We start from the raw sequence: 13,693 nt of genomic DNA, 5'->3' as shown, positions 1-13,693 counted from the left end.
GTTATCTTTAAACTTCTTTACATAAGGTAAGGCAACAGATTTTCTGCCTACCTATAATGAAAGAAAGCCCCAATGTGATGGGCATGTCGTGAGAAAACAGGGGGCAAGGGATGTTGCTAATGAAAGATCGTGGTCGTCGGCTGTCAGCTCTGAGTTTTTGCCTGGCAGTGATATTTGCTCCACTGTTCACCGCGCAGGCTGATGAGCCTGAAGTTGTTCCGACCGACAGTTCCGCAACGACGGGTGCGCAGCCTACGTCGTTGTCGCAGCCGCTGGATCAGTCGCCAGCGACGGCCATTATGGCCGGTATTAAGCCGTTGCCAGAAGGTATCGACATCGGGGCGCTGAGCCAGCAGCTCCAGTCCGGACTGCCGTCTGGCTATACGCCTGCGTATATCAATCAGCTTACGCTGCTCTATGCCGCTCGCGATATGAAACCTATGTGGGAAAATCGCGATGCGGTACGCGCCTTCCAGCAGCAGCTGGCAGAAGTGGCGATTGCCGGCATTCAGCCGCAGTTTACGACCTGGGTCGAGCTTCTGACCGACCCGACGGTGACGGGGCAGGCGCGCGATGTGGTCCTTTCTGATGCCATGATGGGCTACCTCCAGTTTGTGGCCGGCATTCCGGTGAATGGCAACCGCTGGTTGTACAGTGAGAAACCCTACAAGCTGGCGACCCCGGCGCTGTCGGTTATTAACCAATGGCAGCTGTCGCTGGATAATGGCGATCTGCCGCGCTTTGTCGCAAGCCTGGCGCCTACGCATTCACAGTACGCCACAATGCATCAATCGCTACTCGCGCTGGTGGCTGATTCTCGCCCGTGGCCGCAAATGCGGGGAACCGCGACGCTTCGTCCGGGGCAGTGGAGCAGCGATGTGCCTGCGCTGCGTGAAATCCTTAAACGTTCTGGCATTCTCGATAACGGGCCAAAGATTGCCCTTCCCGGAGACGACGCGCAGGATGTGGTGGTTAGCCCGTCCACGCCGGTGAAAGAGAAGCGAGCCGTTGCGTTGAATAATAAGCCGGCGGCCTACGACCGCGAGCTGGTCGCGGCGGTCAAGCAGTTTCAGGCCGCTCAGGGGCTGGGAGCCGATGGGGTGATTGGTCAGTCAACGCGCGACTGGTTGAACGTTTCCCCTGCGCAGCGGGCCGGGGTGCTGGCCCTCAATATTCAGCGTTTACGCCTGCTGCCGGGCACAGTATCCACCGGTATCATGGTTAATATTCCGGCCTATTCTCTGGTCTATTATCTGAACGGTAGCGAAGCGCTGGCCTCGCGCGTGATTGTCGGGCGGCCGGATCGTAAAACGCCGATGATGAGCAGCGCGCTGAATAACGTGGTGGTGAACCCGCCGTGGAACGTTCCGCCTACGCTGGCCCGCAAGGATATTCTGCCTAAGGTCTGGAACGATCCGGGGTATCTGGAACGTCACGGCTACACGGTGATGCGCGGCTGGAACAGCAAAGAGGCGATCGACCCGTATATGGTCGACTGGTCGACAATTACCGCATCGAACCTGCCTTTCCGCTTCCAGCAGGCGCCTGGTGCGCACAACTCGCTGGGACGTTACAAGTTCAATATGCCAAGTTCAGATGCGATTTATCTGCACGACACGCCGAACCACAACCTGTTCCAGAAAGATACGCGAGCGCTCAGTTCCGGCTGCGTGCGCGTGAATAAAGCCTCTGAGCTGGCGAATATGCTATTGCAGGATGCGGGCTGGAACGACACGCGTATCTCAGATGCGCTGAAGCAGGGGGATACCCGTTACGTCAACATCCGACACAATATTCCGGTCAATCTTTACTATCTGACCGCGTTTGTAGGCGAAGACGGGCGAACCCAGTATCGTACAGATATTTACAATTATGATCTCACGGCGCGATCCGGCGCACAAATTTTGCCAAAAGCTGAACAATTAATCAGGTAAATGAAGCAGTTCGGGAAAATGTATTGTCGTAAGTTATGGTGAATACGGGGCAATATGGCTGTAGGCCGCGTATTTGCTGGGGGTGGGCGCCTTGACGTACCAGGCTTTGCCAGTTAAGGTGCCCTTCGTGCGCTAAGCATATTGACGATTTCATTGACCTGTAGACCTGATTATCATGGACAAATTTGACGCTAATCGCCGCAAACTGCTGGCGTTAGGTGGCGTTGCGCTGGGCGCAGCCGCCATCCTTCCGACGCCAGCATTTGCCACCCTCTCGACACCACGTCCGCGTATTTTGACGCTCAACAATCTTCACACCGGTGAGTCGCTTAAAGCGGAGTTCTTCGATGGCAGAGGCTATATTCAGGATGAATTAGCAAGGTTAAATCATTTTTTCCGCGACTTCCGCGCGAATAAAATTAAGGCCATCGACCCAGGATTATTCGATCAGTTATTCCGCCTTCAGGGCCTGCTGGGAACCAGCAAGCCTGTGCAGCTCATTTCTGGATACCGTTCTCTGGATACCAATAATGAACTGCGTGCCCACAGCCGTGGGGTAGCGAAAAAAAGCTATCACACCAAGGGGCAGGCAATGGATTTCCATATTGAAGGCGTTTCGTTAGCCAATATTCGCAAAGCTGCGTTATCTATGCGCGCAGGTGGTGTAGGATATTACCCACGTAGCAACTTTGTGCATATTGATACCGGTCCGGTAAGGCACTGGTAATAACGAAACACAGGAGCAGTATGAACTATCGTATTATTCCGGTTACCGCGTTCTCCCAGAATTGTTCATTAATCTGGTGCGAGCAAACCAAACTGGCCGCGCTTGTCGATCCCGGTGGTGACGCCGAAAAAATCAAGCAGGAGGTTGCTGCAAGCGGCGTTACGCTGATGCAGATCCTTCTCACTCATGGTCATCTCGATCATGTGGGCGCAGCGGCTGAACTGGCTGAATACTACGGCGTGCCGACGATCGGCCCGGAAAAAGAAGATGAGTTCTGGCTGCAGGGTTTACCTGCCCAAAGCCGCATGTTTGGCCTTGATGAGTGTCAGCCACTGACGCCCGATCGCTGGCTGAACGAAGGAGAGCGCGTTAACGTAGGGAATGTGACTTTACAGGTGTTGCATTGTCCTGGGCATACGCCAGGCCATATCGTCTTCTTTGACGACCAGTCGCGCCTGCTGATTTCCGGCGATGTGATTTTCAAAGGCGGCGTAGGACGCAGCGATTTCCCACGCGGCGATCACGGTCAGCTGATCCAGTCGATAAAACAGAAGCTATTGCCGCTGGGCGATGACGTGACGTTTATCCCTGGTCATGGGCCAATGTCAACGCTGGGCTACGAGCGGTTGCATAACCCCTTCCTTCAGGATGAGATGCCTGTCTGGTAAATCGGATGAAATAAAAAAGCCTGCATAACGCAGGCTTTTTTTATGAGCGTAAATTACAGTACGGCGACAATCGCTTCGCACAGCGGCGCCATGTTATCAGGGGTCATGCCTGCAACGTTCACGCGGCCAGACGCTACGGCGTACACGCCAAACTCTTCGCGCAGACGCAGAACCTGCTCTTTGGTCAGGCCGCTGAAGGAGAACATGCCGTTCTGCTTGATGATGAAGCTGAAGTCGCGGTCAGCGCCTTTCTCTGCCAGGGTGTTCACAAACAGCAGGCGCATGCGCTGAATGCGCTGGCGCATATCGTTCAGCTCTTGCTCCCAGATCGCGCGCAGGGCATCGTTGCTCAGAATAGTAGCAACAACTGACGCACCGTGTGCCGGTGGGTTAGAGTAGTTAGCGCGGATCACGGACTTCATCTGGCTGAACGCGCGATCAACGGTCTCTTCGTTTGCCGCAACCAGCGTACAGGCACCTACACGCTCGTTGTACAGGCCAAAGTTCTTGGAATAAGAACTCGCAACAATCAGTTCCTGATGCACTGCAGCGAATGCGCGCAGGCCTTCAGCATCTTCTTCCAGACCACGAGCAAAGCCCTGGTACGCAAAGTCGAACAGCGGCAGCCAGCCTTTTTCAACGGAAAGTTTAGCCAGCTGTTCCCACTGCTCAAGCGTTGGATCAATACCGGTTGGGTTATGACAACAGCCGTGGAACAGCACTACGTCACCCGCCTGCGCTTCGCTCAGGCTGGCCAGTAGGCCGTCAAAGTCGAGAGAGTGGTTTGCCGCGTCGTAGTAAGCATATTCGCGCACTTCCAGACCCGCAGAGTTAAACACGCTCTTGTGGTTCGGCCAGCTTGGGTTGCTGACCCATACGCGCTTAACAGAGGTATTTTTTGCAAGGAAATCCGCCGCCACGCGCAGCGCGCCGGTACCGCCAGGGGTTTGTGCTGTGCGAGCGCGCTTGCTGCTCACGATTTCGCTGCCTTTACCGAACAGCAGTTCCTGGGTGCAGCGACCAAACTCAGGGATACCATCGATACCGAGGTAGTTCTTGGTGGTTTCATTTTCCAGCAGATACTGCTCGGCTTTCTTAACGCTGGTCAGTACCGGAGTTTTGCCGGTTTCATCTTTATATACACCAATACCCAGGTTGATTTTGCCAGGGCGGTCGTCGGCACGAAACAGATCGGCCAGGCCCAGAATAGGGTCGGCAGGAGCGGCGGTAATGTTCTCAAACATGACGAAGTTCCATTGTGATTACAGAAGTGAAATCCGCTATCAGGTTAACGGTAGATTTACAAAATGCCAACCGTTTGCGACGAAAAGCGTGCGGCTTTTCAAAAGTCGCCATTATTTTCTGTCAGGCATAAAAAAACAGGGCCGAAGCCCTGTTCATTAAGCATATAACAACGTGGTGTACTGATTAGAACTGGTAGGTTACGCCAACGGTAGCCTGGTTGTCAGAGCCAACCCAGCTGGTGGACGCATCTTTGTCGTCCAGCAGGTTGAAGCGGTAGTCACCGTACACGTTGAAGTTCTTGTTGAAGTAGTAAGTCGCACCGGTGGTGATGTATTTCGCCAGGTCACGGTCGCCGATGCCGTTCAGGTCTTTACCTTTGGACTGAACGTAAGAAACGGAAGGACGCAGGCCGAAGTCGAACTGGTACTGTGCGATAACTTCGAAGTTCTGAGTTTTGTTAGCAACATCGTACACAGTCGCAGTGCTATCGCCCAGGATGCTCATGTTGCGGGTTTCAGCGTAAACGGTCGCCAGGTAGATGTTGTTCGCGTCATATTTCGCGCCAACTGCCCAGGACTCAGCTTTATCGCCTTTACCATCTTCTTTCTGGTCCAGGGTACGGTTTGCAGTGCTGTATGCACCGATCAGACCGAAGCCTTCGCCGAACTCGTAGCCCAGGGACAGACCAACGCCGTCACCGTTCGCTTTACGCAGATCGCTACGGTCGTTTTTACCCTGATACTGAACGCCAAAGTTCAGACCATCAACCAGACCGAAGAAGTTGTTGTTGCGGTAGGTCAGCAGGCCAGTAGAACGGCTGGTCATGTAGTTATCAACATAGCCGCCACCCCAGGTTTCGCCAGAGAAGGACGGAGCCATATCGGTGTAAGATTCTACGTCGTAAACGATACCGTAGTTACGACCGTAGTCCAGAGAACCTGCTTCAGAAACTTTGATACCCGCGAATGCCAGACGAGTTACGTTGGTCTGGTCGCCTTCTGCAGCGCCAGCGCGCGCACGGTATTCCCACTGACCGTAACCGATCAGGTCATCGTTAATCTGAGTTTCGCCTTTGAAGCCGATCTGGCCGTAAGAGGAGTCAGCGTTTTTGTGTTCGCCAGAAGTGGTGAAGCCGTGCTCACCAACAACTTTACCGTAGAAGTCCAGTTTGTTGCCGTTTTTGTTATAGATTTCTGCAGCGTTTGCTGCACCGGCTACCAGCAGGGCAGGGATAACCACTGCCAGGATATTGCGCTTCATCATTATTTATTACCCTCATTGGTTTTTTTATGACACTCGCCACTGCCGTCAATAAATTCTGTCAATAAATATTTCCGGAACTATTGATGAGAGTTTGGTGTCTTTATGTATCTGACAGGCATCTTTCCATTCATAGAACCGTTTCGCTAGCCTGAAAGTGCTACAATCCTCAAGATTCGGTAACAAAAAGAAATTATGTGTAACCAAATGTGTATTTTTGGGAACTTTGTGAACCACCTCAAATTTCAGAACTGATTGGCTAATTTAACGAATAAATCATTCCTATATATATGAATTGCTTATGTTTAATTTGGATAAAGGCAATTCATATCAACAGAAGTTAAACGACAGGTTTTTTCTTATGACCGTAAAAAGACTTCTGGATGGCTAAGAGATTGGCTGAAATTTGTGCTATTGCTTGAGGATGTAATAAACGCAATGAGAGTGCGGTTTATTTTTTGTTCACAGGTGTTTCGTGGAAATAAAACGTAACAGGTAGTGGTTGTAACGGGGTTGTGGTTTAAAAATGCTGACTTTTCGCTGACGAAAACTGACACAGCAGAATAAAATAATGGCCAGCGTCTGCTGGCCATTATTAATTGTGTCGATTAGAAGCTGGCGTTACGCGGGGTACGTGGGAAAGGAATCACGTCGCGTACGTTCTGAACGCCGGTTACATAGGCAATCAGGCGTTCAAAGCCCAGACCAAAACCAGAGTGCGGCACGGTGCCGTAACGGCGGAGATCGCGATACCAGCCGTAGTCAGCCGGATTCAGTCCCATCTCTTCCATGCGGGCATCCAGCACGTCCAGACGCTCTTCACGCTGAGAGCCACCGATGATTTCACCAATGCCCGGAGCCAGTACGTCCATCGCGGCAACGGTTTTACCGTCTTCGTTAAGGCGCATATAGAAGGCCTTAATGTCTTTCGGGTAGTTTTTGACCACAACCGGTGCTTTGAAGTGTTTCTCTGCCAAATAACGTTCGTGCTCGGAAGAGAGATCCACGCCCCAGTAAACCGGGTTCTCAAACTTCTCGCCGCATTTTTCGAGGATAGCGACCGCATCGGTATAGTCTACCTGCGCGAAGTCAGCGGAGACGAAGCGCTCCAGACGAGCAATCGCATCGTTGTCGACGCGCTCGGCGAAGAATTTCATGTCGTCAGCACGTTCTTCAAGAACGGCTTTGAACACGTACTTCAGCATCGCTTCTGCCAGACCGGCAACATCGTTCAGATCGGCAAACGCTACTTCCGGCTCCAGCATCCAGAATTCCGCCAGGTGACGGCTGGTGTTCGAGTTTTCAGCACGGAAGGTTGGGCCGAAGGTGTAGATCTTAGACAGCGCGCAGGCGTAAGTTTCGCCGTTGAGCTGGCCGGAAACCGTCAGGAAGGCCTCTTTACCAAAGAAGTCTTTGTCATAGTCCACTTTGCCTTCCGGCGTGCGCGGCAGGTTTTCCATATCCAGCGTAGAAACGCGGAACATTTCACCGGCACCTTCGGTATCGGAAGCCGTGATCAGCGGGGTGGACACCCAGAAGTAACCCTGCTCATCGAAGAAGCGATGCAGCGCCTGGGCCAGAGTGTGGCGCACGCGGGCAACCGCACCGATCAGGTTGGTACGCGGACGCAGGTGCGCAACTTCACGCAGATACTCGATGCTGTGGCGTTTAGCCGCCATCGGATAGGTATCCGGATCTTCCACCCAGCCGGTCACTTCAATGGCTGATGCCTGAATTTCGAAACTCTGGCCCTGGCCCGGTGAAGCCACGACAACGCCGGTAACGATAACGGAACAGCCCGTTGTCAGGTGCAGAACGTCATCATTGTAATTGGGCAGAGAATTATTAATGACGGCCTGTACAGGATCAAAGCAGGAACCGTCATAGACGGCGAGGAAGGAGATACCAGCTTTAGAATCTCGACGAGTACGCACCCATCCGCGCACGGTGACTTCTTGGTCAACGGCGACGCGGCCCTGGAGTACGTCGGCTACAGGCACAACGCTCATAAATATTCTCTCTGTTAATAGTCGGAAAAAATAACCACTTGTCCGCCCACGTAGGGGGGATATCTATGTTACCTGGCATCTGGCATCAGACAAGCAGATTTCGCAGTCTTAAGAGAAGAAATAAGAAATAAATAAGGGAAGGGGAGCCATAAAGGCTCCCTGAGGCGGTTAACTGGCTTTTTTAACCTGAGGCAGATCGAAGGCTTTGCGTAACGCGCGGACAAACGCTTTGTCATGGCAGATGGTTTTGCCCGGGCTGTCTGAGAGCTTTGCCACCGGCTTGCCGTTACATTCCACCAGCTTAATGACGATATTCAGCGGTTTTACCTGAGGGATGTCGCAGCTCAGGCGCGTACCGATCCCGAAGCTCAGGTTCACCCGCGATGAGAAGTGGCGGTAAAGGTCGACGGCTTTCGCCAGATCGAGGTTATCGGAGAAAACCAGCACCTTGCTCATCGGGTCGATACCCAATTTTTGGTAATGGGCGATGGCTTTTTCACCCCATTCCACCGGGTCCCCGGAGTCATGACGTAATCCCTGGTAGCGCTCGGCGAACTCAGGGCCGAAGTCGCGCAGGAAGGCATCCATCGTAATGCAGTCGGTAAGGGCGATCCCCAGCTTATCCGGGTATTCGTCCAGCCATGCGGCCAGCGCGGCGCGCTGGCTGTTGGCGAGATCGGGGCTGATCTGCTGGTGCGCCTGGAACCACTCGTGCGCCTGTGTGCCCATCGGGGTGAGATGGAGACGACGCGCCAGATCGTAGTTACTGGTGCCAACAAACCACGGCTCCTGTTGCAGGCGTCTGACGATCGCCTCCTGAACCTCGCGGGAGAAGCGGCGGCGCGTGCCAAAATCCATCAGGCGGAAGCGGGACATATCCAGCCCTTCGGTCAACCGGGAAAACTCAACGAGCTTGTTTTCCAGAGAGGCGACCGCCTGCGTCACGCCGGTCTCAGGTGAGCGATAGCGATGCGCCAGCTCGCTGATCACCGCCAGAAGCGGAACTTCCCACATGATCACTTCACGCCACGGCCCCTGAAGGCGAATATCCAGCTTGCCGTTGTCATTGGTAATGGTGACCTGTTCCGGCTTATAGCGGAAATCGCGCAGCCAGTTCAGATAGTCGGCTTTGAAGAAGGGCAGGCCCGAAAGCCACTGGTATTCGTCGTCCTGCAGCGTCAGATGCTGCATAGCATCGACCTGTTCACGAATGGAGTCTGCGTAGATACCCAGCAAGTCGTCGCCCCGGCAGCGAAATTCAGCCGCAACGTGGACGTCATGGTAATGGTGAAAAACGGCTTGCTGCATATGCAGTTTATACGCGTCGGTATCCAGCAACGTATGCAGAACAGGAGAAGCGAATTGAGTCATAGGTGCGCAGTAGCATCCTCTCACGGGAGCGTTTAGTACAATAAACAACTCCGGAGTATACCTGTTTTAGTGATTTATTGAACCCCGATCACAACATAAGCTGCCTTTATGGTCGAGGGCATTTCGTGCCTCGTGTTATATAAATGTAGCGAAAAAGGGGTTTGTAACTGAAAAGATGAACATTCTGCGTAGCGCGTTTTACACAACAGGAATATATTGAAACGTTACTCGACAAACGATGCATAAGGTTTTCTATGACACAACAGCCACAAGCTAAATACCGCCACGACTACCGTGCGCCGGAATACCTGATTAGCGATATCGATCTGACTTTTGACCTGGATGCCACTAAAACCGTTGTGACGGCGGTCAGCCAGGTAGCGCGCCAGAGCGCGACTGCGGTGCCGCTGCGTCTGGATGGTGAAGACCTGACGCTGGTCTCCCTGCATGTTAATGATGAAGCCTGGACCGACTATAAAGAAGAAGGCAACCAGCTGGTGATTAACGGCCTGCCGGAACGCTTTACGCTGCGCATCGTGAATGAAATTAGCCCGGCCGCTAACACCGCGCTGGAAGGGCTTTACCAGTCTGGCGTGGCGCTGTGTACGCAGTGTGAGGCTGAGGGCTTCCGCCACATTACCTGGTATCTGGATCGCCCGGACGTGCTGGCGCGCTTTACCACAAAAATCATCGCCGACAAAACCTTGTATCCGTTCCTGCTCTCCAACGGCAACCGCGTGGGCGAAGGCGAGCTGGAGAATGGCCGTCACTGGGTGCAGTGGCAGGACCCGTTCCCGAAACCGTGCTACCTGTTTGCGCTGGTGGCGGGTGACTTTGACGTGCTGCGCGACACCTTTAAAACCCGTTCAGGCCGCGACGTGGCGCTGGAGCTGTTCGTTGACCGCGGTAATCTCGACCGTGCGCCGTGGGCAATGACGTCCCTTATTAACTCCATGAAGTGGGACGAGGAGCGTTTCGGCCTCGAGTACGATCTCGACATCTATATGATCGTCGCCGTCGACTTCTTCAACATGGGCGCGATGGAAAATAAAGGCCTTAACGTCTTTAACTCCAAATACGTGCTGGCGCGCACCGATACCGCTACCGATAAAGACTATCTCGATATCGAGCGCGTGATTGGTCACGAGTATTTCCATAACTGGACCGGTAACCGCGTGACCTGCCGCGACTGGTTCCAGCTGAGCCTGAAAGAGGGCCTGACCGTCTTCCGCGACCAGGAGTTCAGCTCCGATCTGGGTTCGCGCGCGGTGAACCGCATCAACAACGTGCGCACCATGCGCGGGCTGCAGTTTGCAGAAGATGCCAGCCCGATGGCGCACCCGATTCGCCCGGATAAAGTCATCGAGATGAACAACTTCTATACCCTGACGGTGTACGAGAAGGGCGCTGAAATTATCCGCATGATCCACACCCTGCTGGGCGAAGAGAACTTCCAGAAAGGGATGCAGCTGTACTTCGAACGTCACGACGGCAGCGCCGCCACCTGCGACGACTTTGTGCAGGCGATGGAAGACGCGTCCAATGTCGATCTCTCTCACTTCCGCCGCTGGTACAGCCAGGCCGGTACGCCGATCGTGACCGTCAAAGACGACTACAATCCGGAAACCGAGCAGTACACCCTGACCATCAGCCAGCGCACGCCGCCAACGGCCGAGCAGGAAGAGAAACATCCGCTGCACATTCCGTTCAGCATTGAGCTGTACGATAACGAGGGTAAAGTTATCCCGCTGCAGAAGGGCGGCCACCCGGTGCATCAGGTGCTGAACGTGACCCAGGCAGAGCAGACCTTCATCTTTGATAACGTCTATTTCCAGCCGGTCCCAGCGCTGCTGTGCGAGTTCTCCGCGCCGGTGAAGCTGGAGTATAAGTGGAGCGATCAGCAGCTAACGTTCCTGATGCGCCACGCGCGCAACGATTTCTCCCGCTGGGACGCCGCGCAAAGCCTGCTGGCGACCTACATCAAGCTGAACGTGAACCGTTTCCAGCAGGGCCAGCCGCTGACGCTGCCGGTGCATGTGGCCGATGCGTTCCGCGCGATCCTTCTGGACGAAAACATCGATCCGGCGCTGGCGGCTGAAATTCTGACGTTGCCGTCCGCGACGGAAATTGCCGAGCTGTTTGACATCATCGACCCGATTGCGATCGTAGCGGTGCGTGAAGCGCTGACCCGCACGCTGGCCACCGAGCTGGCGGACGAGTTCCTGGCCATTTACAACGCTAACAGGCTGGATGCGTACCGCGTGGAACATGCGGATATCGGCAAACGTTCCCTGCGCAATACCTGCCTGCGCTATCTTGCCTTCGGTGACGTTGAGCTGGCAAACGCCCTGGTGAGCAAGCAGTATCACGACGCAGACAACATGACCGATGCGCTGGCTGCCCTGGCCGCAAGCGTTGCCGCCGAGCTGCCGTGCCGCGATGCGCTGATGCAGGAGTACGATGACAAGTGGCATCAGGATGGTCTGGTGATGGATAAGTGGTTTATTCTGCAGTCCACCAGCCCGTCTGCCGATGTGCTGAGCACCGTGCGCGGCCTGCTGAAGCACCGCTCGTTCACCATGAGCAACCCGAACCGCGTCCGCTCCCTGATTGGCGCGTTTGCCAGCAGCAACCCGGCCGCTTTCCACGCGGAAGACGGCAGCGGGTATCAGTTCATGGTGGAAATGCTGACCGAGCTGAACAGCCGTAACCCGCAGGTGGCGTCTCGTCTGATTGAGCCGCTGATCCGCCTGAAGCGCTACGACGCGCAGCGTCAGGCGAAGATGCGCGCCGCGCTTGAGCAGCTGAAAGGGCTGGAAAACCTGTCTGGCGATCTTTACGAGAAGATTGCTAAGGCGCTGGCCTGATAGAAAGCTTAACCCTCCCTCTCCCTGTGGGAGAGGGCCGGGGTGAGGGCATCAGGCATTAGCCGTAATCAACGCGCGCTCATTCACGCCGCGCTTCATCACCCGATCCAACACCTCCGCTTCCAGCTCCGCCAGCCTTGCCGAGCCTACGCGACGAGGCCGCGGGATATCTACCGTCAGATCCAACCCGATTTTCCCTTCTTCTATGAGCAGCACCCTGTCCGCCATCGCGACCGCTTCGCTGACGTCGTGCGTCACTAAAAGCACGGTAAACCCATGGTCTTGCCAGAGGGACTCAATCAAATCCTGCATCTCTATTCGCGTCAGGGCATCGAGCGCACCGAGCGGTTCATCGAGCAGCAGCAGGCCCGGACGGTGTATCAGCGCCCGCGCCAGCGCCACGCGCTGTTTTTGTCCGCCCGACAGCGCCGCAGGCCACTCCCCGGCACGGTTTTCCAGCCCGACGGCGGCCAGCGCCTGACGTGCGCTATCCCGCCAGCTTCCTTTCAGCCCCAGGCCAACGTTGTCGATAACCGTTTTCCACGGCAGGAGTCGCGCGTCCTGGAACATCATGCGCGTGTCATCCTGAATCTTCGCCAGCGGCGTTGTTCCTGCCAGGATTTCACCGCCGTTAGGCGCCTCAAGCCCGGCCAAAAGACGCAGCAGGGTGCTCTTGCCGCCGCCGCTGCGGCCAACTACGGCCACAAACTGCCCTGCGGGAATATGCAGATCCAGCCCGTTGAGAATGGTATTTTCGCCGTAGCGTTTGGTGACGCCGTTCAGCAGCAGCGGCGTCCCCTGGTTCAGTCGTGCTGTATTCATGCTTTCGCCTCCTGAAGAGTGTAGGCTGGGTTCCAGCGCAGCCAGCTGCGCTCCAGCCACTGGGCGCTAACGTCGGCAAGTTTGCCGAGCAGGGCATAAAGAATAATGGCAACCACCACCACGTCGGTTTGCAGGAATTCCCGGGCGTTCATCGCCAGATAGCCAATGCCCGAGTTGGCCGAGATGGTCTCCGCCACAATCAGCGTTAGCCACATCAGGCCGAGCGCAAAACGCCCCCCGACCATAATGGAGGGCAGGGCGCCCGGCAGGATCACGTGTATAAAGAGAGAAAAGCCCGATAAGCCGTAGCTGCGCGCCATCTCGACCAGACCGCGATCGATATTGCGGATGCCGTGCCAGGTGTTGATGTAGATCGGGAACAATGTGCCCAGCGCCACGAGGAAGATCTTGGCGCTCTCATCAATACCAAACCACAGGATAACAAGCGGGATCAGCGCCAGATGCGGCACGTTGCGCAGCATCTGAATAGAGGTATCCAGCAGCCGCTCGCCCCAGCGGGAAAGCCCGCTGATCAGGCCCAGCACCAGGCCGATGCTGCCGCCGATGGAGAAGCCAATCAGCGCGCGCCACGAGCTGATCGCCAGATGCTGCCACAGCTCACCGCTCACGCTTAGCGACCAGAACGCCTCTACAACGCCCTCCGGAGAGGGCAGAATGCGGCTCGACAGCCAGCCGGTGGACGACGCAAGCTGCCAGACAGCAATAATGCCGACGGGCAAAAACCACGGCGCGGCGCGCAGCAGCCATTTTTGTGAGGTGGCAGACATGG

General features: G+C 55.2%; 10 protein-coding genes. 4 read left to right on the top strand and 6 right to left on the bottom strand.

Features of this window, described 5'->3' with window-relative positions; translation table 11 throughout:
• Positions 1 to 110: 110 nt before the first annotated feature.
• The 3 genes from ldtD (at position 111) to E0L20_RS20410 (ending at position 3,329) form a co-directional block, all read left to right on the top strand.
• Positions 111 to 1,934 (top strand): L,D-transpeptidase, encoded by a 1,824-nt coding sequence (ldtD, locus tag E0L20_RS20420; RefSeq protein ID WP_131635546.1) that lies wholly within the window; start codon positions 111 to 113, stop codon positions 1,932 to 1,934.
• A 175-nt stretch (positions 1,935 to 2,109) separates the two neighbouring features.
• Positions 2,110 to 2,661 (top strand): peptidoglycan L,D-endopeptidase MepK, encoded by a 552-nt coding sequence (mepK, locus tag E0L20_RS20415; protein ID WP_100165162.1) that lies wholly within the window; start codon positions 2,110 to 2,112, stop codon positions 2,659 to 2,661.
• 20 nt (positions 2,662 to 2,681) lie between these two features.
• Positions 2,682 to 3,329 carry an MBL fold metallo-hydrolase gene (locus E0L20_RS20410; RefSeq protein WP_131635545.1) on the top strand — a complete coding sequence of 216 codons (648 nt, stop codon included), beginning with the start codon at positions 2,682 to 2,684 and terminating at the stop codon, positions 3,327 to 3,329.
• A 53-nt stretch (positions 3,330 to 3,382) separates the two neighbouring features.
• On the opposite strand, the gene E0L20_RS20405 is transcribed toward E0L20_RS20410, so the two are convergent.
• The 4 genes from E0L20_RS20405 to pncB all read right to left on the bottom strand — a co-directional run bounded on the left by E0L20_RS20405 (position 3,383) and on the right by pncB (position 9,214).
• On the bottom strand, positions 3,383 to 4,573 hold the full coding sequence (locus E0L20_RS20405; protein WP_131635544.1) for an amino acid aminotransferase: 1,191 nt from the start codon (positions 4,571 to 4,573) through the stop codon (positions 3,383 to 3,385).
• Positions 4,574 to 4,757: 184 nt separating this feature from the next.
• On the bottom strand, positions 4,758 to 5,837 hold the full coding sequence (locus tag E0L20_RS20400) for a porin (RefSeq protein WP_131635543.1): 1,080 nt from the start codon (positions 5,835 to 5,837) through the stop codon (positions 4,758 to 4,760).
• Positions 5,838 to 6,442: 605 nt separating this feature from the next.
• Positions 6,443 to 7,843 (bottom strand): asparagine--tRNA ligase, encoded by a 1,401-nt coding sequence (asnS, locus tag E0L20_RS20395; protein ID WP_042319454.1) that lies wholly within the window; start codon positions 7,841 to 7,843, stop codon positions 6,443 to 6,445.
• A gap of 168 nt (positions 7,844 to 8,011) precedes the next feature.
• Positions 8,012 to 9,214, bottom strand: coding sequence for a nicotinate phosphoribosyltransferase (gene pncB, locus E0L20_RS20390; protein ID WP_131635542.1), 1,203 nt, complete (start codon positions 9,212 to 9,214; stop codon positions 8,012 to 8,014).
• 254 nt (positions 9,215 to 9,468) lie between these two features.
• On the opposite strand from pncB, the gene pepN reads away from it, so the two are divergent.
• Positions 9,469 to 12,081, top strand: coding sequence for an aminopeptidase N (pepN, locus tag E0L20_RS20385; protein ID WP_131635541.1), 2,613 nt, complete (start codon positions 9,469 to 9,471; stop codon positions 12,079 to 12,081).
• Between the two features lie 51 nt (positions 12,082 to 12,132).
• Here the strand turns inward: pepN and ssuB are convergent, their stop codons facing one another.
• A complete protein-coding gene (gene ssuB / locus E0L20_RS20380) occupies positions 12,133 to 12,903 on the bottom strand; it encodes an aliphatic sulfonates ABC transporter ATP-binding protein (protein ID WP_131635540.1) in 771 nt (256 codons plus the stop codon).
• The gene (ssuC, locus tag E0L20_RS20375; RefSeq protein WP_131635539.1) at positions 12,900 to 13,691 is read right to left on the bottom strand and encodes an aliphatic sulfonate ABC transporter permease SsuC; all 792 of its coding nucleotides are present in this window, start codon (positions 13,689 to 13,691) and stop codon (positions 12,900 to 12,902) included. The genes ssuB and ssuC overlap by 4 nt, the downstream gene beginning before the upstream one ends.
• Positions 13,692 to 13,693 lie beyond the last annotated feature (2 nt).

It is taken from the genome of Enterobacter wuhouensis (assembly GCF_004331265.1).
GTDB lineage: Bacteria > Pseudomonadota > Gammaproteobacteria > Enterobacterales > Enterobacteriaceae > Enterobacter > Enterobacter wuhouensis.
The sequence above is the reverse complement of the archived record's forward strand: the minus strand, read 5'-3'. Positions and strand labels throughout refer to the sequence as shown.